This window comes from Pseudomonas sp. TYF_14 (assembly GCF_043105275.1).
Lineage (GTDB): Bacteria > Pseudomonadota > Gammaproteobacteria > Pseudomonadales > Pseudomonadaceae > Aquipseudomonas > Aquipseudomonas alloputida.
Genome location: NZ_JBICLK010000032.1, coordinates 65,551 through 91,496 on the forward strand (window position 1 = coordinate 65,551; position 25,946 = coordinate 91,496).

Sequence of the window (25,946 nt, forward strand, 5' to 3'; positions counted from 1 at the left end):
AACAGTCTGTGAGGCGACACCAGACCCTGTGGGAGCGGGCATGCCCGCGAAAAAGCCAACACGGTCCATGGCACCGGCTTCGCCGGTGTTCGCGGGCACGCCCGCTCCCACAAGGGAGAGGGTGTGCCAGGCCAGATAATCGTTCTACAGGAGCCAGCCGAATGAGCGACGCACTGCCAATGTCCCCTGCCGAATTCGAGCAGGCCCTGCGCGCCAAGGGCGCCTATTACCACATCCATCACCCGTACCACGTGGCGATGTACCAGGGGCGCGCCACCCGCGAGCAGATCCAGGGCTGGGTGGCCAACCGCTTCTATTACCAGGTCAACATCCCGATGAAGGATGCCGCGATCCTGGCCAACTGCCCGGACCGCGAAGTGCGCCGCGAGTGGATCCAGCGCCTGCTCGACCACGATGGTGCTCCCGGCGAGGATGGCGGCATCGAAGCCTGGCTGCGCCTGGGCCAGGCTGTCGGGCTGGACCCGGACCAATTGCGCTCGCAAGAACTGGTATTGCCTGGCGTGCGCTTTGCCGTGGACGCCTACGTCAACTTCGCCCGCCGCGCCAGCTGGCAGGAAGCCGCCAGCAGCTCGCTGACCGAGCTGTTCGCCCCGCAAATCCACCAGTCACGCCTGGACAGCTGGCCGCAGCACTACCCGTGGATCGACCCCGCCGGCTATGAGTATTTCCGTACCCGCCTGGGCCAGGCGCGACGCGATGTGGAACACGGCCTGGCGATTACCCTGCAGCACTACACCACCCGTGCGGGCCAGGAGCGTATGCTGGAGATACTGCAGTTCAAGCTGGATATCCTCTGGAGTATGCTCGATGCCATGAGCATGGCCTACGAACTGAACCGCCCGCCCTATCACTCCGTCACCCAGGAACGGGTGTGGCACAAGGGAATCACCCTATGAGTTTCGACCGTAACCAGGTACCCAACTGGCGCCCCGGCTACCGCTTCCAGTACGAGCCGGCGCAAAAGGGCCATGTGTTGCTGTACCCCGAAGGCATGATCAAGCTCAACGACAGCGCGAGCCTGATCGGTGGCCTGATCGACGGCCAGCGTGACGTGGCAGCGATCATCAGCGAACTCGAACAGCAATTCCCCGATGTCCCGGAAGTGGCCGATGACATCGAGCAGTTCATGGAGGTGGCCCGTGCCGAACACTGGATCGTCCTCGCCTGAGTTGCCACCTACGCCCGAGGTCGGCCTGCCGCTGTGGCTGCTGGCCGAGCTGACCTACCGCTGCCCGCTGCAGTGCCCTTACTGCTCCAACCCACTGGACTTCGCCGCCCAGGGCCAGGAGCTGAGCACCGAACAGTGGTTCAAGGTCATGGCTGAAGCGCGGGAAATGGGCGCCGCACAAATCGGCTTTTCCGGCGGTGAACCGCTGGTACGTCAGGACCTTGCCCAGCTGATCGCAGAGGCCCGTCGCCTGGGTTACTACACCAACCTGATCACCTCGGGCATTGGCCTGACCGAGGCGCGCATCGCCGACTTCAAGAAGGCCGGCCTGGACCATATCCAGATCAGCTTCCAGGCCAGCGACGAGCAGGTGAACAACCTGCTGGCCGGCTCGAAAAAGGCTTTTGCACAGAAGCTGGAAATGGCCCGCGCGGTGAAAGCCCATGGCTACCCGATGGTGCTCAACTTCGTCACCCATCGGCACAACATCGACAAGATCGACCGCATCATCGAGCTGTGCATTGCCCTGGAGGCCGACTTTGTCGAGCTCGCCACGTGCCAGTTCTATGGCTGGGCGCACCTCAACCGCCTGGGGCTGCTGCCAACCCGCGCGCAGCTCGAGCGGGCCGAACGTATCACCAACGAATACCGGGACAAGCTCAAGGCCGAGGGCAACCCGTGCAAGCTGATTTTCGTTACCCCTGACTACTACGAAGAGCGTCCCAAGGCCTGCATGAACGGCTGGGGCAACCTGTTCCTCACCATCACCCCGGACGGTACCGCATTGCCCTGCCACGGCGCCCGCCAGCTGCCGGTGCAGTTTCCGAATGTACGCGACCACGACTTGCACCATATCTGGTATGAGTCGTTTGGTTTCAACCGCTTCCGTGGCTATGAGTGGATGCGCGAACCGTGCCGCTCCTGCGACGAGAAAGAAAAGGACTTCGGCGGCTGTCGCTGCCAGGCCTTCATGCTGACCGGTGATGCCAGCAACGCCGACCCGGTGTGCGCCAAGTCGACCGACCACGGCATCATCCTCAAGGCCCGCGAGGAGGCTGAAACCGCCCAGCTCGCGATCGAACAGATGACCTTCCGCAATGATCGAAACTCCCGTGTCATCGCCCGCGGCTGAATTCAGCGCGGCCCAGGCGGTTGCCGCCGGCACCGACTTCGCCGAACTCAAGGTCAGTGCCGACGGGCTGTTCTGGAACGAATTCCGCCCGGCCGATGGAGCGTGCCGTATCTGGCACTGGCTGCACTACCAGGCCCGCTGCCTGACCCCGGACGGCTTCAGCGTACGCAGCCGGGTCTATGAGTACGGCGGCGGCAGCTTCTGCCTGGGTGGCGACGGGCTGGTGTTCGTCAACGAAAAGGACCAGCAGGTCTACACCCAGCCGCTGGACGATCTGTTACCACGTGCACTGACCCAGGATGCCCGCTGCCGCTATGGCGATGTGCAGTGGCACGACGGCCACGTGCTGGCCGTCGAAGAGCGCCATGCCGAGCAAGTAGAGCACCGCCTGGTCGCTTTGGGTGACAGCAGCCGCGAGGTGCTCGCCGAGGGCGCCGACTTCTACGCCTCGCCTGCCGTCAGTGCCGATGGCCAGCGCCTGGCGTGGATCGAATGGGACCGCCCGGCGCAGCCCTGGACCGTCACCCGGCTGATGTATCGCGCGCGCGATGCCAGCGGCCACTGGGGACCGGCGCAATGTGTAGCCGCCGCCGAAGAATCGCTGCAACAGCCACGCTTCGATGCCGAAGGTCGGCTCTACTGCCTTTCCGACCGCAATGGCTTCTGGCAACCCTGGGGTGAGGTCGATGGCCAATGGCAGCCGTTGCCTGCTGCACCGGCGGACCATGCTGCTGCGCCTTGGCAATTGGGCACCTGTACCTGGTTGGCACTGGGCCCGCAAAGCTACCTGGCAAGCTGGTTCGAAGACGGCTTCGGGCAATTGGGGCTGAGTGGTGAAGATGGCCGTATGGAGCGTTTCGCCAGTGCCTACACACGCTTTCGCAGCCTGGCCATGGACAGCGAACACCTGTATGCCATTGCCGCGTCGCCCATCAGCCCACCGGCAGTCATTGCCATTGACCGCGGCAACCATGAAGTACGCGTACTGGCCGGTGGTGCCGAAATACTGCCAGCAGGGCAAATCAGCCTACCGCAGCCGATCCACTACGGCAGTGGCGGCGAGCAGGCCCATGGTTTCTTCTACCCGCCAGCGCAGCCGCAAGGCGCCGCACCGCTGGTGGTGTTCATCCACGGCGGGCCAACCTCAGCCTGCTATCCCGTGCTCGACCCGCGCATCCAGTACTGGACCCAGCGTGGCTTTGCCGTGGCCGACCTCAACTACCGGGGCAGCACCGGCTATGGTCGGGAATACCGCCAGGCACTGCACCTGCGCTGGGGCGAAAGTGACGTGGCCGATGCCTGCGCGGCGGTCGAATACCTGGCTGCTCAAGGCCTGGTCGACAAGCACAAGGCGTTTATCCGCGGTGGTAGCGCCGGTGGCTACACCACCTTGTGCGCCTTGGCGTTCCATGACGTGTTCCGCGCCGGCGCCAGCCTGTACGGGGTCAGCGACCCGATAGCCCTGGGCCGTGCCACGCACAAGTTCGAAGGGGATTACCTGGACTGGCTGATCGGCGACCCGCAGCGCGACGCTGAACGCTATCGCCAGCGCACCCCTCTTCTGCATGCAGATAGCATCAGGGCGCCAGTGATTTTTTTCCAGGGTGAACTGGATGCTGTAGTGGTACCGGAGCAGACCCGAAAAATGCTCGCAGCGCTCAAGGCCAAGGGTGTTCAAGCAGAGGCGCATTTCTATGCTCTCGAACGGCACGGTTTCCGACAGGCAAATAACCTGGCGCATGCGCTGGAACAGGAGTGGCTGTTCTTTTGCAACGTGATCAACCATCAACACAATAAAAACTAAGTGTGCTTTGCATTCGGAAAACCACAATTACCTGGCAATTCTGTCAGTAGACGTGTCTTGGTTCTGGCCCTAACGTCGCGGTATTCGCGCCGCCCTTGAACCTGTATGGATGCGCTATCAGGGCGGCGGCTATTGTAAATTGACAATGGGCCGCCATGATGAAAAAAGACGCGCACGGAGCACCAATCAAAGATCGACAAAATGGCCATACGCATTTCGTCATGCGGGTATGGGCGCTATTACTTCAATGGTTATCGCCGGATAAAACTCAGAGTGCAATCCTTGGGAAAAACCTGCCAGATGATGACGAGGAGAGCTGCCCACCCAATGCCCCTGAAAACTTTCTGATGTGGGTCGGGTCAACCACACCCCTCGACCGCAACCAGGAAGATGAACAGAAAGCCACCCATGAGCTCTTCAGAATGGTAGAAACAGGCGGGCCGGAAACGGGTGCGAGCCTCAAGGTGGTGCGAGATACGGAACGAGGCAAAGTCTGGTTGTTTGATAAGCCTGCGCACACGAGTAATTACCGGTGCGAGTCAAACTCCATCAAAGTTAATGTGGCACCCTACGAAGTCTATGAAGGCTGGAAGGAAAACCAGATTTACGACTTTTGCTGGAGCAGCAAATTCCCTGAAGTCGACAACGACCCGTATGGCGACTATGTGATCTTTCAGTGGAAGTCCGAGGGCAGCAATGTCTACCCTTTCTTCATGAAGGTGCAGGCCGGCCGGTTTGAAATGACGCACTACAACACCCGGCTCGATGGTGAAAAACACAAGGTGGTCTGGTGGACGCGAATTGAAGCGGACAAGTGGTACGACATCCGGATTCGGGTTCTGCTCTCCAGTGACCAAGATATCGGTACTGTTCAACTCTTTCTGGATAATGCCCCCCAGAAATTCACAGCCGACCGGGAAGGAAAGCCTAGGGAACCCGATGAAAGGGATCCTTTTACCCTCGTATGCCAGACGTTCTCCCCTGCCCGGCATTACTTGAAATGGGGCGTTTACAATACCGGGTTCCCACTGAACGCGCTGAAACACTACGTCGACAAACTCATGGTAAAACGCATTGCATAGCGAGCTTCGAAACTGAGGGCTGTTGCGGGGGTGGGAGACTGGGATGTCTTCCCCCCCCCGGCACCTCACCGCTTGGCGATGATGTACACCGCATGCACGATCCCCGGAATGTACCCCAGCAGGGTCAGCAGGATATTAAGCCAGAACGCCCCGCCAAACCCCACCTGCAGAAACACGCCCAGCGGTGGCAGAAGAATGGCGATGATGATGCGAATAAAGTCCATGCGAGTCTCTCCTGAAGGGTTACATCAAAGACTAGCTCCCAGCCGTAGAGGTTCCACAGGCAAAAAAAAACGCCCCGGGCCGAATGAAACAGGCCAGGGGCGATGCGCAGGAACGCCAGACGGTTCGTTGAGTTCTTTGCCAGGCCGCTACGCCGGCACTTCGCGACGGGCCTGCTGCTGGGCATGCAGGCGGGCGAAAGCGCGCGCCAGGCGCAGCAGCATTTCGTCGATGTTGCCTTTGCTCACAGTCAGCGCCGGTGAAAAGCGCACTACATCCGCTTGCGGCGCGTTGAGCAGCAGGCCTTCGTGCAGGGCCGCAGCCACCAGTTCGCGGGCCAGGTTTTCTTTCAGTTGCAGGGCCCATAGCAGCCCGTGACCGCGCACCTCACCCTGACCATAGCGCCCGGTCAGGCGGCTAAGGCCTTCACGCAGGTGACGACCGTTGTCCTGTACCTGGGCCAGAAAGCCAGGTTCCAGCACGCTGTCCAGCACCGCCAGGCCGGCGGCGCACATCAGCGCGTTGCCGTGATGGCTGCCTTCCAGCTCACCAGGCTCGGCGCAGCATGCCTTGCCCCTCGCCAACAAGGCGGCCAGCGGCACGCCGCCCCCCAGGCCCTTGCCCAAGGTGATGATGTCGGCACGCACGCCATAGAGCTCCTCGGCCAGCAGCGCACCACAGCGACCAATACCGGTCTGCACCTCATCAAGGATCAGCAGGATGCCCAGTTCGCGGCAGAGCGTTTCCACGCCCTTGAGGTATTCCTGAGTAGCGGGAATAACGCCCGCCTCGCCCTGTATCGGCTCGAGCATGATTGCCACGGTGCGTGAATCCACCTCGGCGTGCAGCGCCGCCAGGTCATTGAACGGCACCTTGCTGAAACCCGGCAGGCCAGGTTCGCAGCGATTGCACGGCAACGGGTCGGACGCGGACAGCGCGCCCAGGCTACGGCCATGGCAGGCTTGGCTGGCAGTAATGATGTGATAGGCGCCGTTGCGGTGCAGTTGGCCCCACTTACGCGCCAGCTTGATCGCCCCTTCACAGGCCTCGGCACCGCTGTTAAGCAGGTAGGCCTGGTCACTGCCGGTACTCTGACACAGCCGGTTGACCAGCCCCAGCAGGCCACGGTTGTGGAAGCCCGAGCCCGGGTTGATCAACGCCTGAGCCTGGTTGCCCAACGCTTTGACCAGCACGCTGGGGCTGTGGCCCAAACTGTTGACCGCACCGCCCTGAGTGAAGTCCAGGTAGGCATGCCCTTCGTTGTCCCACAACCACGATCCCTGGCCACGCACGAATACCTGCGCTGCACGTTCGGCGCCGGGCATCAGGCGCTCAGGCGACAGCTCAGACGCGTGCGGCACGATCACCGGCGCACGCTTGGGCTCGGCGGCGGCGGCAGGAGCCGAGCGGCGCAGGTTGAACAGGTTCATCAGGGCTCCAACCAATCACGGTAAAGGGCAGCCACGGTGCGGTCTTGGTGCCTGCACTCGATATTTTGCCTTGCCTATCAAAAGTGTTTTTCATCCGGGGTAACAATCGACCGAATCATCGCTGTAACCCTTTGGAATACGGCGATAGACTAGGCTTCAGCAGGGTTTTCGACCATTTCGTTTTTCCAGCATTTTCGATAAGTGTTGCTTATGGATTTCCGCCAACTGCGTTATTTCGTCGCGGTGTACGAAGAAGGCCACGTAGGCCGTGCCGCCGAACGCCTGTCGCTGTCACAGCCGGCGCTTTCCCAGCAGATCCGCCAGTTGGAGCACAGCCTCGACCTGAGCCTGTTCGAGCGCAGCAACAAACGCTTGCTGCCGACCCTGGCCGCCCACACCTTGTACAACCATGCCCTGCCGCTGCTCGACGGCCTGCAGCGGGCCCACGAGGCCATGCGCAACTTCAAGGGCCAGTCGCTGCGCACCTTGGCTATCGGTGTACTGCAGACGGTGCGGCCAAGCCTGATACCGCAGCTGCTTGAACGGCTGCGCAAGGCTCAACCTCACCTGGTCGTGCAGATTTACGAGTTGTCAGGGTTAGAGATCGAACGGCGCCTGCTCAATGGCAACCTGGACATCGGCATCAGCTACTTGCCGCCGCGCCAGCCAGGGCTGCATGGCCTGCTGTTGTACGAAGATGAGCTGCAACTGGTCATACCCGATACCCACCCGCTGAAGGACTTCAAGAAGGTGTCCATCCGTCAGGCCGCCGAGTTGCCCATGCTGATGCTGGGCGAAGAGTTCCAGATCCGCCAGATCTGGCAGGCGCAGCTGGCCAGTCAGGGCCGACGGCCGCAGGTGCAGGCAGAGATGAACAATATGGCAGGGATTCTCGATAGCCTCGCGCACACGGCGCTGGCGACCATTCTGCCGGGGCGTGCCAAGGAGGCCGCCGAAGATGATCAAGGGCTGCTGTGGAAGCCGTTGAGCGAGCCGCGCGTGCCGTTGAAGGTCGGCCTGGTATTTCGCGATGCCCAGCGCCAGCAGGCCTCTGTGGAGCTGCTGCGCACGTTGCTGGAGGAAGAGACGGACGCTCGCCTGATGGGAGCATCACCGCTGGATGTGCTGGCCTGAAAAACACGCACGCAAAGAAAACCCCGCCGAAGCGGGGTTTTCCAGACTGTTTCCCTGTGACATCCGTATCGCCCCGCCATCCTGGCAGGTGGTCCTTCGTCGTCGTCCTTGATCTGTCCTTTGCGCTTCCTGCGCAACGTCCATGTGGTAAAGATTAACAGTGGATCCAATCTTAGAACAGTGGTGAAAAGTCACCACGTCGTGTAGGAAAAAGCTTACACAGGAGATTCATTCACAGATATGCGATGGCTGAGGCCGCTTCCACCTATCTAAACTTAGGCGATACCTGTGGGAGCGGCCTTGCGTCGCGATTGGGCTGCGCAGCAGCCCCAATAATCGATCAGAACTGCTCGGCATCCAGCAGGTAAAGCGACTCACTCCCCGCCTTCACCGAAGCCACCAGCGAATCCACCCGTGGCAGCAACCGCGCAAAGTAGAACCGCGCCGTACCCAGCTTGCCCGAATAGAACGGCGCATCCCCCTCGCCCGCCTGGGCCGCCCGCGCCATCAGTGCCCACATGTAGCCATAGGCAACATAGCCAAAGGCATGCAAGTACTCGACCGAAGCCGCGCCAATTTCATTCGGGTTGCCCTTGGCCTGCTGCAATACCCACTCGGTCAAACCGTCGAGCTGATCGAGCGAAGCGCCCAGTGGCTTGGCGAATTCGTCCAGTTCGCTGCCTGCACCGGTAATGAACTGGCGAATCTCGTCAGAGAACAGCTTGTAGTATGCCCCGCCGCTGGCCACCACTTTACGCCCCATCAGGTCGAGGGCCTGGATGCCATTGGTACCTTCGTAGATCTGGGTAATGCGCACATCGCGCACCAACTGCTCCTGCCCCCACTCACGAATGTAACCATGCCCGCCGAATACCTGCTGGCCATGCACTGCGCACTCCAGGCCCAGGTCGGTGAGGAAGGCCTTGGCCACCGGCGTCAGCAGTGCCACCAGCTCTTCGCTGCGTTTGCGCACGCTGGCGTCTTCGCTGTACTTGGCACTGTCCAGTTGCATGGCCACATAAGTGGAGAATGCGCGGCCACCTTCGATCAGCGCCTTCATGGTCAACAGCATGCGACGCACGTCCGGGTGGACGATGATCGGGTCGGCAGCCTTGTCCTTGGCTTGTGGGCCGGCCGGGGCACGGCTTTGCAGGCGATCGCGGGCGTACTCCACGGCGTTCTGATAGGAGCGCTCGGCCGACGCCAGGCCTTGAATGCCGACGCCCAGGCGCTCGTAGTTCATCATGGTGAACATGGCCGCCAAGCCTTTGTTCGGCTCACCGACGATGTAGCCGACAGCCTCGTCGAAGTTCATCACACAGGTAGCCGAAGCCTGGATGCCCATTTTGTGCTCGATCGAGCCGCAAGTGGCCGGGTTCCGCGCACCGAGGCTGCCGTCTTCATTGACCAGGAACTTCGGCACCAGGAACAGCGAAATCCCTTTCGGCCCCGCCGGTGCATCCGGCAACTTGGCCAGCACCAGATGGATGATGTTCTCGGTCAGGTCGTGTTCGCCACCCGTGATGAAAATCTTGGTACCGCTGACCTTGTAGCTGCCATCAGCCTGGGGCTCGGCCTTGGTGCGGATGATGCCCAGGTCGGTGCCGGCATGCGGCTCGGTCAGGCACATGGAGCCGGCCCAAACGCCGGCATACATGTTCGGAAGGTATTTTTCCTTCAAGGCCTCGCTGGCGTGGGCGTTGATCGACAGGCAGGCGCCGGCCGTCAGCATCGGGTACAGGCCGAAGGCCAGGCTGGACGCGTTGACCATTTCCTCGACCTGGGCCGAGATGGCCTTGGGCATACCCATACCGCCGAACAGCGGGTCGCCGCCCACGCCCACCCAGCCGCCTTCGGCGTAGGTGTTGTAGGCTTCAATGAAACCGGCTGGGGTCCGCACCGCGCCGTTGTCCCAGTGGCAGCCCTCTTCGTCGGCGGCGCGGCTGAGCGGCGCAATGGTCCTGGCGGTGACCTTGCCGGCTTCTTCCAGCACGGCCATGGCCGTGTCGGCATCGACAACCTCGGCCAGCCCGGGCAACTGCGTCCACTGCTCGGCCACGTTGAAGACTTCATTCAGTACGAAGCGCATGTCGCGCAGCGGCGCTTTATAGTCAGCCATGACAACCTCTCGCTAGTCGGGTCGGGGCGGTCTCGGGGAACCGCGACACTGGGGTTACTGGCAGTGTAACCGAACAACTTTTGCGAGACATAGGGTCATCAACCGACTGCATGGTCTCGCCTGGTCACACCGTGCGCACTGCCCCCCGCAGGGATTGTCGCCCATGCACCATGACACAATTGCGCCCCGCGCCTTTGGCACTGTAAAGCGCCTGGTCGGCGGATTTCAGCACCGCCTCGGGGTTGCGATGATCGGCCTGGCGCTCGGCCACGCCGATACTGATGGTGACCGAGACCGTGCCGCCGGCGCTGCCCGCCCGGCGCTGGCGCCCGGCGGTATCGTCCTGCGGGCGGTTGTGCTGATCGCGCAGGTGCATCACGTAATTGGCGATCACTTCACGCACGGCTTCCACATGCGGCACGCATTCCGCGGCGGTCTTGCCGGCGAACACCAGGGCGAACTCCTCCCCGCCATAACGGTAGGCACGGCCACCGCCGGTGACCTTGGACAAGCGGCTGGCGACCAACCGCAGCACCTGGTCACCGACATCGTGGCCGTGGGTGTCATTGAATTTCTTGAAGTGGTCGACATCGGTCATGGCGATCACATAGTTACGCCCCAGGCGCTGCATGCGCTCGTTCAGCGCACGGCGCCCCGGCAGGCCAGTCAGCTCGTCACGGAAGGCCATCTGATAAGCCTCGTGCGCCACTGCTGCGGCGATCATCAACATCACCTGGCTGCACATGATGTTCAAGGTAAACGGCAGGATGAAGGTCTGCGGCAGCATCCAGAAAATGCCCAGCAGGCCGATCAACTGCGCGGCGTGCAGCGGCCGGGGTGCACGCAGGTACTGCACCACCAGCAGAATGAACACACCCAGGAACAGCGGGTAGACCATCTGGATCAGGCTCATCCAGTGGCCATGCAAAGCCGGCCAGCGGATCTCCGCCAACCAGGTCAGCAACGCCTCGGGGTAGCTTTGCTGGAGGGCCACCGCCACACTGCCCACGGCAAACAGCACCGCACCGCGGGCGACCAGGTCCTGCAGCAGGTGCGTACGCTCCTGCCAGGCGCCATACAGCCCGAACAGCGCCGGCAGCAACAGGCAGACAAGGTGGAAGATCACCGCGGCGTCCTCACGCACGCGGCCATGGTCACGGTAGAAGTCGGTCTGGGTATCGAGCAGAAAGTAGGCGATGTACACCGTCAGCATCAGGAACAGCTCACGCTGACGGCGGTATACCGCGCAGTAGGCGCCACCCAGCAGCAGAACCAAGGTAGGCAGGACATTGAACAGCGATGTGAAAAAGACGCTGAGGTCTCTCACATAGGCTGCGGCGAGCCCTGCCAGCAACAAGAACAGCGACGGCAGGAAGTGGCTTGCGCGAACAGCGTTAAGACGAAACAAGGGTAATCTCCAACCCGGCAGATCAATAATGGCATTGTGCCCTCACTTCATCGGCAGTGCACTGGAACAGTTGAATTTGCGGTTGGATGAACGAACTTCCGGCCGCCACGCGAGCCTTGTAGGAGCGGGTTTACCCGCGAATACGGTAGCGCTGGCAACGGTGAACGGCTGATGGAGATTGGCCAGCAGCCCCGGCCACTTCGCGGGTAAACCCGCTCCTACGAGGGACCACGCTGAACCTGAAGACGTAAAAAACCCGCCTCCCGGTCAGGGCAGGCGGGTTTTGGGTACAGCGCCAGTATCAGTACGACAGGCCGAAGTGCTCTTCGTCCATCGCCATCAGGTTGTTGGCGCCCGAGAGCATGGTCGCCACATGGGTACGGGTACGTGGCAGGATGCGCTGGAAGTAGAAGCGCGCAGTCTGCAGCTTGGCGGTGTAGAACGCCTCCTCGCTGGTGCCGGCTGCCAGTTTCTCGGCGGCGAGGCGGGCGATGTCGGCCCAGAAGTAGGCCAGGCAGGCATAGCCGGAGTACATCAGGTAATCGACCGAAGCCGCACCCACTTCTTCACGGTCCTTCATGGCAGCCATGCCCACTTTCATGGTCAGCTCGCCCCACTCCTTATTGATGGCCGCCAGCGGTTCAACGAACTCCTTGACCGCTTCGTTACCTTCCTGCGCCTGGCAGAACTTGTGCACGATCTTGGTGAAGCCCTTCAGTGCTTCGCCCTGAGTCATCAGCACTTTGCGACCGAGCAGGTCGAGGGCCTGAATACCGGTAGTGCCTTCGTACAGCATGGAGATACGGCTGTCGCGCACGTTCTGCTCCATGCCCCATTCGGCGATGAAGCCATGGCCGCCGTAGATCTGTACGCCGTGGTTGGCGGCTTCGAAACCGACTTCGGTCATGAATGCCTTGGCGATCGGGGTCAGGAACGCCAGCAGGGCGTCAGCCTTCTTGCGCTCTTCTTCGTCCTGGCTGTACTTGACGATGTCCACCTGCTTGGCGGTGAAGTAAACCATCGCGCGGTTGCCTTCGGCGAAGGCCTTCATGGTCAGCAGCATGCGACGCACGTCCGGGTGGACGATGATCGGGTCAGCGGCCTTGTCCGGTGCTTTCGGGCCGGTCAGGGAACGCATCTGCAGGCGCTCACGGGCGTACTTCAGGCCACCCTGGAACGCCACCTCGGCGTGGGCCAGGCCTTGCAGCGCGGTCCCCAGACGAGCAGTGTTCATGAAGGTGAACATGCAGTTCAGGCCTTTGTTGGCTGGGCCGATCAGGTAGCCGGTGGCAGCATCGAAGTTCATGACGCAGGTAGCGTTACCGTGGATGCCCATCTTGTGTTCGATCGAGCCGCAGCTCACGCCGTTGCGCTCGCCCACGCCGCCCTCGGCGTTGGGCAGGAACTTCGGCACGATGAACAGCGAAATCCCCTTGGTACCGGCCGGTGCGTCCGGCAGGCGGGCCAGGACGATATGGACGATGTTGTCGGCCATGTCGTGCTCACCGGCCGAAATGAAGATCTTGGTGCCCGACACTTTGTAGCTGCCGTCGGCCTGTGGCTCGGCCTTGGTGCGCAGCATGCCCAGGTCGGTGCCGCAGTGCGGTTCGGTCAGGCACATGGTGCCGGTCCACTCGCCGGACACCAGCTTGGTCAGGTAGGTGTGCTGCTGCTCGGCAGTGCCATGCGCAGAAATAGTGTTCATCGCGCCATGCGACAGGCCTGGGTACATACCCCACGACCAGTTCGAGCCACCGACCATTTCGCTCAGGGCCAGGCCCAGCGACTCTGGCAGGCCTTGGCCGCCATGTTCGACGTCATGTGCCAGGCTCGGCCAGCCGCCTTCGACGAACTGCTGGTAGGCTTCCTTGAAGCCGGTTGGGGTTTTCACCCCCGATTCGCTCCAGGTGCAGCCTTCCTGGTCACCCACGCGGTTCAGCGGCGACAACACCTGCTCACAGAACTTCGCGCCTTCTTCAAGGATCGCGTCGACCATGTCGGGCGTGGCGTCCTGGCAGCCCGGCAGGCTCTGATAGTGCGCCTCATAGCCAAGCAGCTCGTCGCGAACGAAGCGGATATCACGCAAGGGGGCTTTGTAGTCAGGCATTGCGATGAACCTCTAGGTGAGTTCTGTGGGGTGACCCGCGCTTGGCGGAAGCCGATCAAACAGTTGTTTGAAACTTACGTTTAGCTCAGCTTTCTGTCAAGGATGGACTATGGTGCCATTTACGCCACGAAAAATGGCAAATCAGTCATGCCATGCCACAAACCCTTGTAGGAGCGGGCTTGCCCGCGAAGAGGCCCGACCAGACAAAATTGTTGTCTGATCGGACGCATTCGCGGGCAAGCCCGCTCCTACAAGGCAGGCGCTGAAATAGGGGATGACGCAAGTATTCAGGCGTAGGTGTCGATGATCCGGCCAAGCATTTCGTCGGATGCCTTGACGACCTTTGCGCCGAGCTCGACTTCGGTCTTGCCCACCGCCTGTTGCACGACACTGGTGGCCATGTCCATCTGCTGGCTGCGGTCGACCGCGCGCAGGCGTTCGGCCTGAAAATCGCTGGACTGGCTAGTGGCGGTACGTTCGGCAGTGGTGTTGGCGATCTGGCTGGCGGCCTGATCGACGCGATTCTGGCCGGTCTGGATTGCGCTCAGGCCTGCGTAGTAGGCGGAGCTACCGGTGATTTCCATGTCAGGACTCCATTGACGCTGGATGACGAACAGCCCCAATTAAAACAGGCTAGGGGCGAAAAGGCCCGTTTAAATCCCTAATGGCTCAATGCCAGTTGATAGGCCTTGGGTATTCCTGCACTGGCCGCCTCGCGGGTAAACCCGCGCCCACAACGGTATGCGTCCCCTCGTAGGAGCGGGTTTACCCGCGAAGAGGCCGGGCCTGCATCCCACTAATCCAGCAGATCCAGCTGAAGATGCTCAGCCACCATGTCGGCACTGGCCTGCTTGAGCTTGGGCACCCGCCCCAGGCAAGGCGCCGGCAAGCGCTCTGCAAGGCTGGCCAGGTTCTCTTCCAGGCGTGAAGTGCGCGGCTCGATGATGTTTGCCACCCAACCCGCCAACTGCAGCCCATCACGCTCGATCGCTTCGGCGCTGAGCAAGGCATGGCTGATGCAACCCAACCGCACGCCTACCACCAGAATCACCGGCAACCGCAGGGCAACGGCAAGGTCGGACAGGTTCTCCAGGCCCGACAGCGGTACGCGCCAGCCACCGGCACCCTCTATCAGGGTGAAGTCGGCATTTTGTTGCAGCACATTGCGCATCGCCGCGAGCAGTTCTGGCACAGCCAGCGTCACCCCTGCCTCGCGCGCCGCCACATGCGGGGCTATAGCAGGCTCGAAGGCAAACGGATTGACCTGCTCATAAGGCAGCTTGACCGTGCTTTCGTCGATCAGCGCCAGGGCATCGCTATTGCGCAGGCCTTTCGGCGTCATGGTGCAGCCCGAGGCAACCGGCTTGGCACCCAGCGTGCTCATGCCCTGCAAACGCGCCGCATGCAACAGGCCGGCGGCGATGGTGGTCTTACCGACATCGGTATCGGTACCCGCAATGAAAAAGGCCTGGCTCATCGTGCTCCCCTTACGCCTGTGGCTTGCGCAACACACCATAGACCACTTGATAGGTGGCTGGCAGCCCCGCAGGCTGGCGAAATGCCTCATAGGCCTGCAACAGGCCCTGCATTCGCGCCCGGCCGGTGAGGCCGGAAGGTCGCCCAGGGTTCAGATTGTGCGCCCCCAACGCCTTCAGTTCGTGGGTCAGGCTGCGCACATCCGGGTAGTGCAGCACATGCGGGCACCGCTGCAGCTCAAGCTGTTCAAAACCGCTGGCTGCGCACAGGCGCTGATAGTCTTCGAAACGGCGGAAGCGGTTTACATGCACCAGGCCATCCACCGCCTGCCAGCTGGCGCGCAGTTCGTCGAGAGTGCCCACGCACAGGCTGCTGAAGGCCAGTACACCGCCTGAGCGCAGCACCCGCTGCGCCTCGGCCAGCACACTGGCGAACTGATCGCACCACTGCACCGCCAGGCTGGAAAACACCAGGTCGACACTGGCATCGCGCAGCGGCAGACGCTCGGCGTCGCCAACCACGTGATACTGCGCCCCACCCTTGACATGACGCGCATGAAGCAACATGCCCTCGGCAATATCCACCGCCACGCCGCTGGCCTGGGCGAAACGCTCGGCCAGCATGCGGCTGAAATGGCCGGTGCCGCTGCCCAGGTCCAGCCAGTGTGACGGCTGCAGGCCTGCCGGCAACTGCTCCAGCAGGCTCAGGCCTACAGCGCGCTGAAGGGCCGCCACGCTGTCGTAACTGGCCGCGGCGCGGGAGAACGAGGCCGCCACCTGGCGCTTGTCGGGCAATGCGCCGGGCAGGGTCGGACGGGAAAGGTCAGTCATCGCCACTCTCATGCAGAAAACTCTTGATGCCCGCCGCCAACTCCTGCGGATACTCCAGCAGGAACGCGTGGGAACTGTCTTCGACCAGGCCCACTTCTACATCGGGCAACAGCTCGCTCAACGCCTTTGCCGCCTCTGCTGGCACTAGTGCATCGCTGCCGGCGAACAGGTGCAGCTGCGGGCCATCATAGGCCTGCAAGGCCTCACGGGTGTCCAGCTTAGCCAGCACTTCAAGGCCAGTGGCCAGGTACAACGGGTCGGTTTCCGGCACGCCGACACCCAGCTGGCGCAACAGGGTGCGCGGCTGCAGTGCGCCGTCGCTGCACAAGGTACGAAAGCGCTTGAGGGTAACCTGAGTATGGTTGCGGCAACCGTCGAGGAAGGTGCCGAAGGTGTCTTCGGCCATGCCATGGGGCCAATCTGGCCGGGCCAGGAAGCTGGGGTTGCTGGCCAAGGTCAGCAGCCCGCAGCAGTGGTCGCCACGCTTGTGCGCCAGCGCGCTGGCCAACATGCCACCCAGTGACCAGCCACCCAGCCAGACATCGTTGGGCAGCTTGCGGTCCAGATGGTCGATCCAGGCCTGCACATCGCTGTGGGCCAGTTCTGGCAGGGGCATCAGCTCTACCTGCAGGCGGGCGTCCTGGGCACGCAGGCTAGCGGCCAGCGGCTCCAGAGCAGCAGTTCCCAAGCCCCAGCCGGGCAATAGAACAAGTCGATTACGCATCGGCGTTCTCCAACTGTGGATAACACTCGGCCAATGCATTCAACAATAGCTGCACCTGCGCCTCGCTGTGTGCGGCGCTCAGGGTTACCCGCAGGCGTGCGCTGCCAGCCGGCACGGTGGGTGGGCGGATGGCCGTCACCAGCAAGCCGCGCTCACGCAGCAGGCGTGACAGGCGCAACGCCTGCGCACTGTCACCGATCACGATGGGCTGGATCGGCGTCGGGCTGTCCATCAACTGCAGCCCCAACTGCTGCGCGCCTTCTCGGAACTGGCGAATCAAGGCTGCCAGGTGCTCACGACGCCAGGTTTCGCGGCGCAACAGCTCCAGGCTCTTGAGTGTGGCGCAGGCCAGCGCCGGTGGCTGGCTGGTGGTGTAGATATAGGGGCGGGCGAACTGTACCAGCGCCTCGATCAGCGCCTCGCTGCCGGCAACAAAGGCGCCCGCAGTGCCGCAAGCCTTGCCCAGCGTGCCGATCAGCACGGGTACATCATCCACGCCCAGGCCAAAGTGCTCGACGATGCCGCCGCCTTTGGCACCCAGGGTGCCCAGGCCATGGGCGTCGTCGACCATCAGCCAGGCACCGCGGGCACGGGCGACATTGGCCAGCGCCGGCAGGTCGGCCAGGTCACCGTCCATGCTGAACACGCCATCGGTCACCACCAGGGTATTGCCGACCGCCTTGTCCAGGCGGCTGGCCAGGCTGGCCGGGTCGTTGTGCAGGTAGCGGTTGAAGCGGGCACCACTGAGCAACCCGCCATCCAGCAACGAGGCATGGTTGAGGCGGTCTTGCAATACCGTGTCGCCCTGCCCCACCAGCGCGGTGATGGCGCCCAGATTGGCCATATAGCCGGTGGAGAACAACAGGGCGCGCGGGCGGCCGGTGAGTTCAGCCAGTGCCTCTTCAACCTGATGGTGCGGGGTGCTGTGGCCAACTACCAGGTGCGAGGCCCCCCCCCCCACACCCCAGCGCTCGGCGCCGGCCTGCCAGGCGGCGATCACCTCGGGGTGGTTGGCCAGGCCCAGGTAGTCATTGCTGCAGAAGGCCAGCAACCGCTGGCCGTCGACCACCACTTCCGGCCCTTGCGGGCTTTCCAGCAATGGCCGCTGCCGATACAGGTCTGCGGCGCGCCGTTCGGCCAGGCGCGCTGCCAGGTCGAAAGCCATGTCAGGCTGTCGCGGCGTCGTAGAACATCTCGCTGCTGCGCTGCTCGACCAGCGCTTGCTCGATGGCTGCCTGGTGCACTTCGTCGGCGTGCTCTTCACGCGCTTCGGGCTTGATGCCCAGGCGTGCGAACAGCTGCATGTCCTTGTCGGCCTGGGGGTTGGCGGTGGTCAGCAGCTTTTCGCCGTAGAAGATCGAGTTGGCGCCCGCCATGAAGGCCAGGGCCTGCATCTGCTCGTTCATCTGCTCGCGGCCGGCGGACAGGCGCACGTGAGACTTGGGCATAAGGATCCGGGCCACGGCCAGCATACGGATAAAGTCGAACGGGTCGACGTCCTCTTCCTCAGCCAACGGCGTGCCGGCCACCTTGACCAGCATGTTGATCGGCACCGACTCCGGGTGTTCCGGCAGGTTGGCCAGCTGGATCAGCAGGCCGGCGCGGTCATCCAGCGATTCACCCATGCCCAGAATGCCACCAGAGCAGATTTTCATCCCGGCGTCGCGCACGTAGGCCAGGGTCTGCAGGCGCTCGCTGTAGGTACGCGTGGTGATGATGCTGCCGTAGAACTCCGGCGAGGTGTCGAGGTTGTGGTTGTAGTAGTCCAGACCAGCCTGGGCCAGGGCCTTGGTCTGCTCCTGGTCGAGTTTGCCGAGGGTCATGCAGGTTTCCAGGCCCATGGCCTTGACGCCTTTGACCATCTCCAGCACGTAGGGCATGTCTTTGGCCGACGGGTGCTTCCACGCCGCCCCCATGCAGAAACGGGTAGAACCGATGGCTTTGGCGCGGGCAGCTTCTTCCAGCACCTTCTGCACCTCCATCAGCTTCTGTTTCTCCAGGCCGGTGTTGTAGTGACCGGACTGCGGACAATATTTGCAATCTTCCGGGCAGGCGCCGGTCTTGATCGACAGCAACGTCGAAACCTGCACGCGGTTGGGGTCGAAATGCGCGCGGTGCACGGTCTGCGCCTGGAACAGCAAGTCATTGAACGGTTGCTGGAACAGCGCCTTGACCTCGGCCAGGGCCCAATCGTGACGTGTTGTTGCAGTTGTGCTGGCGCTCATCGGCGTTTCCTTGTTTAGGCTGTAGCTGGCGCCGGGACAGGAAAGCCCGCCAGCGCATCACGGATAGCTCGCATAGTCATGGAAGGCCTATGAACTGTCAACTGCACTGGAAGCGACTGGTTTACAAGTGCTCACTTATTAATCAGATGTGCTTGTTATGCGATGAGCCTGCCGAGCAGCATTACCCGCTGTGCATCACCTGCGAACAGGCGCTGCCCTGGCTGGGTGATCAGTGCCGACATTGCGCCCTGCCCTTGCCCATGGCCGGCTTGACCTGCGCCCCGTGTGGCCGCTGCTTGCCGGCCTTCGATCAGGTCATTGCCCTGTGGCATTTCGGCTTTCCGGTGGACACGTTGATCAGCCGTTTCAAGCACAATCGCCAATGGCCTTTGGGGCGCCTGATGGCTGAGCTGCTGGGGCAGGGGCTGCAGTATCGCTATGCCGAAGGGTTGCCTCGCCCTGACCTGCTGTTGCCTGTGCCTCTGGCCAGGCGTCGACTGCGCGAGCGGGGGTTCAACCAGGCGGGGATGCTTGGGCGGTGGTTGTCGTCGCACGTCGGGGTAACCTGCAACGAGCGTTTGCTGGCCCGCACCCGCGAGACACCGGCACAGCAACATCTGGGCGCCAAGGCACGGCGGCGCAATTTGCGCCAGGCGTTCGCGGTACAGGGCGAACTGGAAGGCAAGCATGTCGCCATCGTCGATGATGTGTTGACCACCGGTGCCACTGCGCAGGCTATCGCCCAGGCACTGCGCAAGGCAGGTGCGCGGCGGGTGGATGTGTATTGCCTGGCACGTACGCCCAAACCGGGGTATGTATGACCAGGCGCGACCTGCCCATTTGTAAAGCACCTTTGTATACGGAATACCCATGTCCCTACCCCCCGTTCTCACCCAGCACATCGCCCGCCGCCCACAGCGCATCGCGCTGCTGCAGCACATTGCCGAACAAGGCTCGATCACCCGCGCCGCCAAGGCCGCAGGTATCAGCTACAAGGCGGCCTGGGATGCCATCGACGAGCTCAACAACCTGGCCAGCCAGCCCTTGGTCAAGCGCAGCACCGGTGGCCGCGGCGGTGGCGGTGCGCACTTGTCGCCGGAAGGCGAGCGGGTGTTGCGCCTGTACCAACGGCTGCAGGCCCTGCAGGCACAAATCCTTGACGCCGCCGAAGAATCCGGCGACCTCGACCTGCTCGGGCGCCTGATGCTGCGCACCAGTGCGCGCAACCAGTTGCAGGGCCAGGTCAGCGCCCTGCGCCCTGAAGGCCGGTATGACCGCGTCAGCCTGGCATTGAGCGGCGGGTTGGAGATCGATGCGCTGATCACCCACGACAGCACGGCGCGTCTGGAGCTGACACCGGGAACGATGGTGGTGGCGCTGCTAAAGGCCGGGTGGGTGCGTTTACTGGCGCAAGAGGAAGAAGCCGAGAGGGGCAGTAACTGTTTGAACGCGACGGTGGAGGAAGTGCTGGCCGAGGATGACGGCCCCAGCGAGGTCAGGCTGGCGCTGGGAAATGGCCAGACGTTGTGTGCCATTGCAGAGGCGCAGTGGTTGGCAGGGCAGCAGGTGGCGGTCGGCAGCTCGGTGCGGGTGCAGTTCCATCCGTCCTATGTGCTGATCGGGATACCGGCATAGCCTGGCCACGCGGCGAGCGGATTGCGGGCCTGCCTGTGAAGCCGGCACAGGCATAACGCGCTACCATGGCCCCACGCCGCTTACCCTCCGGAGCCACCATGTCCCACCCCTTCGACACCCTCACCCCCGACCTGGTCCTGGACGCAGTGGAAAGCCTGGGCTTTCTCAGCGACGCTCGGGTGCTGGCGCTGAACAGCTACGAGAACCGCGTGTACCAGGTGGGCATCGAAGACGCGCAGCCGTTGATTGCCAAGTTCTACCGCCCAGGCCGCTGGAGCGATGCAGCCATCCTCGAAGAGCACGCCTTCACGGCCGAACTCGCCGACTGCGAAGTCCCGGTGGTTGCGCCCATGCAGCACGATGACCGCACCTTGTTCGAACACAAGGGCTTCCGCTTCACGCTGTTCCCCCGTCGCGGCGGCCACGCCCCCGAACCTGGCAACCTCGACCAGTTGTATCGGCTGGGCCAGTTACTTGGCCGCCTGCATGCCGTGGGCGCCAGCAAGCCGTTCAAGCACCGTGAGGCACTGGCTGTGGACAACTTTGGCCACGCCTCGCTGAACACCTTGCTGGAGGGTAATTTTGTCCCACGTGAACTGCTGCCGGCGTTCGAGTCCGTGGCCCGCGATCTGCTCAAGCGGGTGGAGGACATCTACGCTCGCACACCACACCAGCTCATCCGCCTGCACGGCGACCTGCACCCCGGCAACCTGATGCACCGCGATGAGGTGTACCACGTGGTCGACCTCGACGATTGCCGCATGGGCCCAGCGGTGCAAGACCTGTGGATGATGCTGGCCGGCAACCGCGAGGAGCGCCTGGGGCAACTGGCCGAGCTGATCGACGGCTACAACGAGTTCCACGACTTCGACCCGCGCGAACTGGCCCTGATCGAGCCCCTGCGCGCCCTGCGCCAGCTGCACTATAGCGCCTGGCTGGCAAGGCGCTGGGACGACCCGGCGTTCCCGCCCAGCTTCCCTTGGTTCGGCCAGCCACGCTACTGGGGCGACCAGATTCTCGCCTTGCGCGAACAGATGGCTGCGCTGGATGAAGCTCCGCTGAAATTGTTCTAGAAGCACGCCCGCCTCTGTCTACAATAGGCGTCGCTTTATTTAGCAACCTAAGCAAGGATTCTGCATGCACGCCGCAAACCCGCGTCGCGGGTACATACTGGGCTTGAGCGCCTACATCATCTGGGGCCTTTTCCCCCTCTACTTCAAGGCAATCCAGAGCGTCCCGGCGGTGGAGATCATTGTCCACCGGGTGCTCTGGTCAGCACTGTTCGGCTCGCTGCTGCTACTGGTGTGGAAACACCCCGGCTGGTGGCGTGAACTGCGCAACAACCCGCGCCGGCTGGGCATCCTGGCACTGAGCGGGGCACTGATCGCCGGCAACTGGCTGACCTACGTGTGGTCGGTGAACAACGGCCGTATGCTCGAGGCCAGCCTGGGCTATTACATCAACCCGCTGATCAATGTACTGCTGGGCATGCTGATTCTTGGTGAGCGCCTGCGCCGCCTGCAATGGCTGGCGGTGGGCATGGCTGCCGTGGGTGTGGCGCAGCAGGTGTGGCAAGTGGGCAGCCTGCCGTGGGTATCACTGGTGCTGGCGTTGAGCTTCGGCTTCTATGGGCTGATCCGTAAGCAGGCGCCGGTGGCTGCGCTGCCCGGCCTGGTGGTGGAAACCTGGATGCTGGTACCGCTGGCCCTTGGCTGGCTGCTACTGCACCCGACAGCGATGAGTGCCCAGGGCGCGTTCTATACCAGCAGCGAGGCGCTGTGGCTGATGGCGGCCGGGCCGGTGACGCTGGTGCCGCTGGTATGCTTCAACGCCGCCGCACGGCACCTGCCGTACACCACGCTGGGCTTCCTGCAGTACCTGGCGCCGACCTTGGTGCTGTTGCAGGCCGTAGTGCTGTTCGACGAGCATTTGTCGTCGAGCACCCTGGCGGCCTTCATGTTCATCTGGGCAGGTTTGGCGATTTACAGCGTCGATGCATGGCTGAACTTGCGCAAACGTAGCTGATCAGAAAACGATCAAAACTCTGCAGGTCATGTAGCGCCTGGCCTGCAGAGACATCTCCATAGGTTATCCACACCCTCGTCCCCGCGCTTTGTGCACAAGCTGCTGATAATTGGGCATTTTTTGAGCAAAACCGTACAAGGCACGTGATACCTGGGCTGGAGAGGTACACCCCCAGGTTATCCACAGGGCCTTCCCCGTGATATCGGGATAACCGCAGATGGCCGCTTGCTGATCAATCCTCTGCCCGCAGCTTCAACTCCACCATCAAGTCATCCGCCAGGCTCTCCAGCCGCTGCTGCAGTTCTTCCAGCGGCAAGGTCAACGGCAACGCCAGCAATGCGTCGGCGTGGAACAACGGCTCACTGCTCATCGGCGCCGGCCGCACTTCTGTGGAAAACCGCTCGACGTTTACCTGCAGCTCAGCCAGCAAGCGGGTAATGTCCCGCACGATCCCCGGCCGGTCGTTACCCACCAGCTCCATGGCAATTGGCTTCCAGGTGCACGACGGCTCAATCCCGCTCTCGGCGATCAGCACGCGAATGTCATACCTGGCCAGCCCCTGCAGCGAGGCCACAAGCTCGGCGTAATTCTCTGCCGGCACCGCCACCCGCAGAATGCCAGCAAACTGCCCGGCCATACGCGACATGCGGCTTTCCAGCCAGTTACCACTGTGGTCGGCGATGCACTGGGCAATACGTTCGACCTGGCCGGCCTTGTCAGGGGCAATTACAGTCAGTACAAGATGATCCACAAGCCCTTCCTCGTGTCGGACCGCGCCGGGCGGCAGAAAATCGGGGGATCGAGTCAGTATAGGCAAGGCGCGGCAACCTGCCGCAGGGCAATCTGCACAGCCAATCGTGTACTGTTTCAAGATTTATCTGGAACAATCCACCTGTTTTTTGCGAACATACCTACTCCCAGCGTGACCATACGCGACCAACGGGTCGCATAACGGCGCTTTTAGTCTGATTTTGCCCCGCCTACTGCTTCATGTAGTATCCCGTGGCGCGGACTACAAAACGTCGTTTGGATGTCTGCCAAGGCGCCTGTGAAAATACGCACACTGCCCGCCAGCCTGTCTGGCAGGCCGCACCCAGCCGCCCCCGAGCAAAACCGGGGGCATGCACTGGTGCCGTGTTTAGAGAAGCGCTACAGGCTTAATACAGAAGAGCGAAATAGCTGAGCAGAGTGAGGCAAGCAATGACTGGATACGTTCAAGTCGGTGGCCTTCAGGTCGCCAAGGTCCTGTACGACTTCGTGAACAACGAAGCCATCCCCGGGACCGGCATCGTCGCCGAGCAGTTCTGGGCGGGTGCAGAGAAGATCATCAATGACCTCGCTCCAAAGAACAAAGCCCTGCTCGCCAAGCGCGACGAGCTGCAAGCCAAGATCGACGCCTGGCACCAGGCACGCAAAGGCCAGGCCCACGACGCCGCAGCCTACAAAGCATTCCTCCAGGAAATCGGCTACCTGCTGCCACAAGCCGACGATTTCCAGGCCACCACCCAGAACGTGGACGAAGAAATCGCCCACATGGCCGGCCCACAACTGGTCGTGCCGGTGATGAACGCCCGCTTCGCCCTGAACGCCGCCAACGCTCGCTGGGGTTCGCTGTACGACGCCCTGTACGGCACCGACGCCATCAGCGATGAAGGCGGCGCCGAAAAAGGCCAGGGTTACAACAAGGTACGCGGCGACAAGGTCATCGCCTTCGCCCGCGCCTTCCTCGACGAAGCCGCGCCACTGGCCGCCGGCTCGCACGTTGACTCCACGGGCTACCGCATCGAAGGCGGCAAGCTGGTTGTTGCCTTGAAAGGCGGCAGCAACAGCGGCCTGCGCGACGATGCGCAACTGATCGGCTTCCACGGCGACGCCGCCGCGCCGACTGCCGTGCTGCTCAAGCACAACGGCCTGCACTTCGAAATCCAGGTCGATGCCAGCACCCCCGTCGGCAGCACCGACGCCGCTGGCGTCAAAGACATCCTGATGGAGTCGGCACTGACCACCATCATGGACTGCGAAGACTCGGTTGCAGCCGTAGACGCTGACGACAAAGTCATCGTCTACCGCAACTGGCTGGGCTTGATGAAAGGCGACCTGGCCGAAAGCGTGAGCAAGGGTGGCAAAACCTTCACCCGCACCATGAACCCGGACCGCGAGTACGCGGCGCCTAACGGCGGCAGCGTGACCCTGCACGGTCGTTCGTTGCTGTTCGTGCGCAACGTTGGCCACCTGATGACCAACCCGGCGATCCTCGATGCCCAAGGCAACGAAATCCCCGAAGGTATCCAGGACGGGCTGTTCACCAACCTGATCGCCCTGCACAACCTCAACGGCAACACCAGCCGCAAGAATACCCGCAGCGGCAGCGTGTACATCGTCAAGCCGAAGATGCACGGCCCTGAGGAAGTGGCCTTCGCCACCGAGATCTTCAGCCAGGTCGAAGACCTGCTGGGCATGCCGCGCAACACCGTCAAGGTCGGCATCATGGACGAGGAACGCCGTACCACGGTCAACCTCAAGTCCTGCATCAAGGCAGCCGCCGAGCGCGTGGTGTTCATCAACACCGGCTTCCTTGACCGCACTGGCGATGAAATCCACACCTCGATGGAAGCCGGCGCCGTGGTGCGCAAAGGTGCCATGAAGAACGAGAAGTGGATCGGCGCCTACGAAAACAACAACGTCGACGTTGGCCTGGCCACCGGCCTGCAAGGCCGTGCGCAGATCGGCAAAGGCATGTGGGCCATGCCTGACCTGATGGCCGCCATGCTCGAGCAGAAGATCGCCCACCCACTGGCCGGTGCCAACACCGCCTGGGTACCGTCGCCAACTGCCGCCACCCTGCACGCCCTGCACTACCACAAGGTGGACGTACAGGCGCGCCAGCGTGAACTGGCTTCACGTACCCCGGCGTCGGTGGATGACATTCTGGCCATTCCGCTGGCTGCCGACACCAACTGGTCGGCCGAAGAGATCCGCAACGAGCTGGACAACAACGCCCAGGGCATTCTCGGCTACGTGGTGCGCTGGATCGACCAGGGCGTGGGTTGCTCGAAGGTGCCGGACATCAACAACGTCGGCCTGATGGAAGACCGTGCCACCCTGCGCATTTCTGCCCAGCTGCTGGCCAACTGGCTGCGCCACGGCGTGGTCAGCCAGGAACAGGTGCTGGAAAGCCTCAAGCGCATGGCCGTGGTGGTCGATCAGCAGAACGCTGGCGACCCCCTGTACCGCCCGATGGCGCCCAACTTCGACGACAACGTGGCGTTCCAGGCGGCTGTGGAACTGGTAGTGGAAGGTGGCAAGCAACCGAACGGTTATACCGAGCCGGTACTGCACCGCCGTCGCCGCGAGTTCAAGGCGCGTAACGGGTTGTAAGCAGCATCTGCTGCCAGGGGGACCGT

The 25,946-nt window shown here is 62.5% G+C and carries 23 protein-coding genes; 11 read left to right on the top strand and 12 right to left on the bottom strand.

The genetic code is table 11. The annotated features are described in order from the left end of the window. Nucleotides 1-161: 161 nt before the first annotated feature. The 5 genes from pqqC (at nucleotide 162) to ACF8O8_RS09430 (ending at nucleotide 5,207) form a co-directional block, all read left to right on the top strand. On the top strand, nucleotides 162-917 hold the full coding sequence (pqqC, locus tag ACF8O8_RS09410) for a pyrroloquinoline-quinone synthase PqqC (RefSeq protein WP_003255592.1): 756 nt from the start codon (nucleotides 162-164) through the stop codon (nucleotides 915-917). Continuing rightward, on the top strand, nucleotides 914-1,189 hold the full coding sequence (gene pqqD / locus ACF8O8_RS09415) for a pyrroloquinoline quinone biosynthesis peptide chaperone PqqD (RefSeq protein ID WP_003255595.1): 276 nt from the start codon (nucleotides 914-916) through the stop codon (nucleotides 1,187-1,189). Before pqqC ends, pqqD begins: the two co-directional genes overlap by 4 nt. Beyond that, the gene (gene pqqE / locus ACF8O8_RS09420) at nucleotides 1,161-2,321 is read left to right on the top strand and encodes a pyrroloquinoline quinone biosynthesis protein PqqE (RefSeq protein WP_049587150.1); all 1,161 of its coding nucleotides are present in this window, start codon (nucleotides 1,161-1,163) and stop codon (nucleotides 2,319-2,321) included. The genes pqqD and pqqE overlap by 29 nt, the downstream gene beginning before the upstream one ends. Next, nucleotides 2,287-4,125, top strand: a complete 1,839-nt coding sequence (locus ACF8O8_RS09425; protein WP_392509584.1) for a prolyl oligopeptidase family serine peptidase — start codon at nucleotides 2,287-2,289, stop codon at nucleotides 4,123-4,125. Before pqqE ends, ACF8O8_RS09425 begins: the two co-directional genes overlap by 35 nt. Before the next feature lie 155 nt (nucleotides 4,126-4,280). Further along, complete coding sequence (locus ACF8O8_RS09430) at nucleotides 4,281-5,207, top strand: heparin lyase I family protein (RefSeq protein WP_061405558.1); 927 nt, start codon at nucleotides 4,281-4,283, stop codon at nucleotides 5,205-5,207. 65 nt (nucleotides 5,208-5,272) lie between these two features. Here the strand turns inward: ACF8O8_RS09430 and ACF8O8_RS09435 are convergent, their stop codons facing one another. Continuing rightward, a complete protein-coding gene (locus ACF8O8_RS09435) occupies nucleotides 5,273-5,431 on the bottom strand; it encodes a YqaE/Pmp3 family membrane protein (RefSeq protein ID WP_003177654.1) in 159 nt (52 codons plus the stop codon). A 147-nt stretch (nucleotides 5,432-5,578) separates the two neighbouring features. Beyond that, nucleotides 5,579-6,859 carry an aspartate aminotransferase family protein gene (locus ACF8O8_RS09440; RefSeq protein WP_011953286.1) on the bottom strand — a complete coding sequence of 427 codons (1,281 nt, stop codon included), beginning with the start codon at nucleotides 6,857-6,859 and terminating at the stop codon, nucleotides 5,579-5,581. A 210-nt stretch (nucleotides 6,860-7,069) separates the two neighbouring features. Here ACF8O8_RS09440 and ACF8O8_RS09445 point away from each other — a divergent pair, with 210 nt between their 5' ends. Beyond that, entirely contained in the window at nucleotides 7,070-7,993 is a 924-nt protein-coding gene (locus tag ACF8O8_RS09445; protein ID WP_010951723.1) for a LysR family transcriptional regulator, read from the top strand. Nucleotides 7,994-8,333: 340 nt separating this feature from the next. Here the strand turns inward: ACF8O8_RS09445 and ACF8O8_RS09450 are convergent, their stop codons facing one another. The 9 genes from ACF8O8_RS09450 to bioB form a co-directional block, all read right to left on the bottom strand. Next, complete coding sequence (locus ACF8O8_RS09450) at nucleotides 8,334-10,112, bottom strand: acyl-CoA dehydrogenase C-terminal domain-containing protein (protein ID WP_234546305.1); 1,779 nt, start codon at nucleotides 10,110-10,112, stop codon at nucleotides 8,334-8,336. Between the two features lie 124 nt (nucleotides 10,113-10,236). Beyond that, nucleotides 10,237-11,520 (bottom strand): diguanylate cyclase, encoded by a 1,284-nt coding sequence (locus ACF8O8_RS09455; protein ID WP_392509585.1) that lies wholly within the window; start codon nucleotides 11,518-11,520, stop codon nucleotides 10,237-10,239. A gap of 301 nt (nucleotides 11,521-11,821) precedes the next feature. Continuing rightward, nucleotides 11,822-13,627, bottom strand: coding sequence for a phenylacyl-CoA dehydrogenase (locus ACF8O8_RS09460; protein ID WP_010951720.1), 1,806 nt, complete (start codon nucleotides 13,625-13,627; stop codon nucleotides 11,822-11,824). A gap of 287 nt (nucleotides 13,628-13,914) precedes the next feature. After that, a complete protein-coding gene (locus tag ACF8O8_RS09465; protein WP_049587144.1) occupies nucleotides 13,915-14,211 on the bottom strand; it encodes a hypothetical protein in 297 nt (98 codons plus the stop codon). Between the two features lie 212 nt (nucleotides 14,212-14,423). Then, entirely contained in the window at nucleotides 14,424-15,104 is a 681-nt protein-coding gene (gene bioD / locus ACF8O8_RS09470) for a dethiobiotin synthase (RefSeq protein ID WP_003255605.1), read from the bottom strand. A gap of 10 nt (nucleotides 15,105-15,114) precedes the next feature. Further along, the gene (gene bioC, locus ACF8O8_RS09475) at nucleotides 15,115-15,933 is read right to left on the bottom strand and encodes a malonyl-ACP O-methyltransferase BioC (RefSeq protein WP_392509586.1); all 819 of its coding nucleotides are present in this window, start codon (nucleotides 15,931-15,933) and stop codon (nucleotides 15,115-15,117) included. Then, complete coding sequence (locus ACF8O8_RS09480; RefSeq protein ID WP_392509587.1) at nucleotides 15,926-16,657, bottom strand: alpha/beta fold hydrolase; 732 nt, start codon at nucleotides 16,655-16,657, stop codon at nucleotides 15,926-15,928. The genes bioC and ACF8O8_RS09480 overlap by 8 nt, the downstream gene beginning before the upstream one ends. Next, on the bottom strand, nucleotides 16,650-17,822 hold the full coding sequence (gene bioF / locus ACF8O8_RS09485; protein WP_010951715.1) for an 8-amino-7-oxononanoate synthase: 1,173 nt from the start codon (nucleotides 17,820-17,822) through the stop codon (nucleotides 16,650-16,652). Before bioF ends, ACF8O8_RS09480 begins: the two co-directional genes overlap by 8 nt. A gap of 1 nt (nucleotide 17,823) precedes the next feature. Next, a complete protein-coding gene (bioB, locus tag ACF8O8_RS09490; protein ID WP_010951714.1) occupies nucleotides 17,824-18,882 on the bottom strand; it encodes a biotin synthase BioB in 1,059 nt (352 codons plus the stop codon). A gap of 89 nt (nucleotides 18,883-18,971) precedes the next feature. On the opposite strand from bioB, the gene ACF8O8_RS09495 reads away from it, so the two are divergent. The 4 genes from ACF8O8_RS09495 (at nucleotide 18,972) to rarD (ending at nucleotide 22,542) form a co-directional block, all read left to right on the top strand. Further along, nucleotides 18,972-19,703 carry a ComF family protein gene (locus tag ACF8O8_RS09495; protein ID WP_010951713.1) on the top strand — a complete coding sequence of 244 codons (732 nt, stop codon included), beginning with the start codon at nucleotides 18,972-18,974 and terminating at the stop codon, nucleotides 19,701-19,703. Nucleotides 19,704-19,752: 49 nt separating this feature from the next. After that, nucleotides 19,753-20,517: a TOBE domain-containing protein gene (locus ACF8O8_RS09500; RefSeq protein WP_392509588.1), complete on the top strand. Its 765-nt coding sequence runs from the start codon at nucleotides 19,753-19,755 to the stop codon at nucleotides 20,515-20,517. Nucleotides 20,518-20,615: 98 nt separating this feature from the next. Further along, complete coding sequence (locus ACF8O8_RS09505; protein ID WP_020192753.1) at nucleotides 20,616-21,590, top strand: serine/threonine protein kinase; 975 nt, start codon at nucleotides 20,616-20,618, stop codon at nucleotides 21,588-21,590. Nucleotides 21,591-21,654: 64 nt separating this feature from the next. After that, nucleotides 21,655-22,542, top strand: coding sequence for an EamA family transporter RarD (gene rarD, locus ACF8O8_RS09510; protein WP_010951710.1), 888 nt, complete (start codon nucleotides 21,655-21,657; stop codon nucleotides 22,540-22,542). A gap of 232 nt (nucleotides 22,543-22,774) precedes the next feature. On the opposite strand, the gene ACF8O8_RS09515 is transcribed toward rarD, so the two are convergent. Then, on the bottom strand, nucleotides 22,775-23,293 hold the full coding sequence (locus tag ACF8O8_RS09515) for a glycine cleavage system protein R (RefSeq protein WP_010951709.1): 519 nt from the start codon (nucleotides 23,291-23,293) through the stop codon (nucleotides 22,775-22,777). 449 nt (nucleotides 23,294-23,742) lie between these two features. Here ACF8O8_RS09515 and ACF8O8_RS09520 point away from each other — a divergent pair, with 449 nt between their 5' ends. Continuing rightward, complete coding sequence (locus tag ACF8O8_RS09520; protein WP_392509589.1) at nucleotides 23,743-25,920, top strand: malate synthase G; 2,178 nt, start codon at nucleotides 23,743-23,745, stop codon at nucleotides 25,918-25,920. Nucleotides 25,921-25,946 lie beyond the last annotated feature (26 nt).

What these genes read in the sequence shown, in the direction of transcription:
- pqqC (WP_003255592.1), top strand. Translation starts at nt 162, where the DNA reads ATGAGCGACGCACTGCCAATGTCCCCTGCCGAATTCGAGCAGGCCCTG.
- pqqD (WP_003255595.1), top strand. Translation starts at nt 914, where the DNA reads ATGAGTTTCGACCGTAACCAGGTACCCAACTGGCGCCCCGGCTACCGC.
- ACF8O8_RS09425 (WP_392509584.1), top strand. Translation starts at nt 2,287, where the DNA reads ATGATCGAAACTCCCGTGTCATCGCCCGCGGCTGAATTCAGCGCGGCC.
- ACF8O8_RS09430 (WP_061405558.1), top strand. Translation starts at nt 4,281, where the DNA reads ATGATGAAAAAAGACGCGCACGGAGCACCAATCAAAGATCGACAAAAT.
- ACF8O8_RS09435 (WP_003177654.1), bottom strand. Translation starts at nt 5,431, where the DNA reads ATGGACTTTATTCGCATCATCATCGCCATTCTTCTGCCACCGCTGGGC.
- ACF8O8_RS09440 (WP_011953286.1), bottom strand. Translation starts at nt 6,859, where the DNA reads ATGAACCTGTTCAACCTGCGCCGCTCGGCTCCTGCCGCCGCCGCCGAG.
- ACF8O8_RS09445 (WP_010951723.1), top strand. Translation starts at nt 7,070, where the DNA reads ATGGATTTCCGCCAACTGCGTTATTTCGTCGCGGTGTACGAAGAAGGC.
- ACF8O8_RS09450 (WP_234546305.1), bottom strand. Translation starts at nt 10,112, where the DNA reads ATGGCTGACTATAAAGCGCCGCTGCGCGACATGCGCTTCGTACTGAAT.
- ACF8O8_RS09460 (WP_010951720.1), bottom strand. Translation starts at nt 13,627, where the DNA reads ATGCCTGACTACAAAGCCCCCTTGCGTGATATCCGCTTCGTTCGCGAC.
- ACF8O8_RS09465 (WP_049587144.1), bottom strand. Translation starts at nt 14,211, where the DNA reads ATGGAAATCACCGGTAGCTCCGCCTACTACGCAGGCCTGAGCGCAATC.
- bioD (WP_003255605.1), bottom strand. Translation starts at nt 15,104, where the DNA reads ATGAGCCAGGCCTTTTTCATTGCGGGTACCGATACCGATGTCGGTAAG.
- bioC (WP_392509586.1), bottom strand. Translation starts at nt 15,933, where the DNA reads ATGACTGACCTTTCCCGTCCGACCCTGCCCGGCGCATTGCCCGACAAG.
- ACF8O8_RS09480 (WP_392509587.1), bottom strand. Translation starts at nt 16,657, where the DNA reads ATGCGTAATCGACTTGTTCTATTGCCCGGCTGGGGCTTGGGAACTGCT.
- bioF (WP_010951715.1), bottom strand. Translation starts at nt 17,822, where the DNA reads ATGGCTTTCGACCTGGCAGCGCGCCTGGCCGAACGGCGCGCCGCAGAC.
- bioB (WP_010951714.1), bottom strand. Translation starts at nt 18,882, where the DNA reads ATGAGCGCCAGCACAACTGCAACAACACGTCACGATTGGGCCCTGGCC.
- ACF8O8_RS09495 (WP_010951713.1), top strand. Translation starts at nt 18,972, where the DNA reads ATGAACTGTCAACTGCACTGGAAGCGACTGGTTTACAAGTGCTCACTT.
- ACF8O8_RS09500 (WP_392509588.1), top strand. Translation starts at nt 19,753, where the DNA reads ATGTCCCTACCCCCCGTTCTCACCCAGCACATCGCCCGCCGCCCACAG.
- ACF8O8_RS09505 (WP_020192753.1), top strand. Translation starts at nt 20,616, where the DNA reads ATGTCCCACCCCTTCGACACCCTCACCCCCGACCTGGTCCTGGACGCA.
- rarD (WP_010951710.1), top strand. Translation starts at nt 21,655, where the DNA reads ATGCACGCCGCAAACCCGCGTCGCGGGTACATACTGGGCTTGAGCGCC.
- ACF8O8_RS09520 (WP_392509589.1), top strand. Translation starts at nt 23,743, where the DNA reads ATGACTGGATACGTTCAAGTCGGTGGCCTTCAGGTCGCCAAGGTCCTG.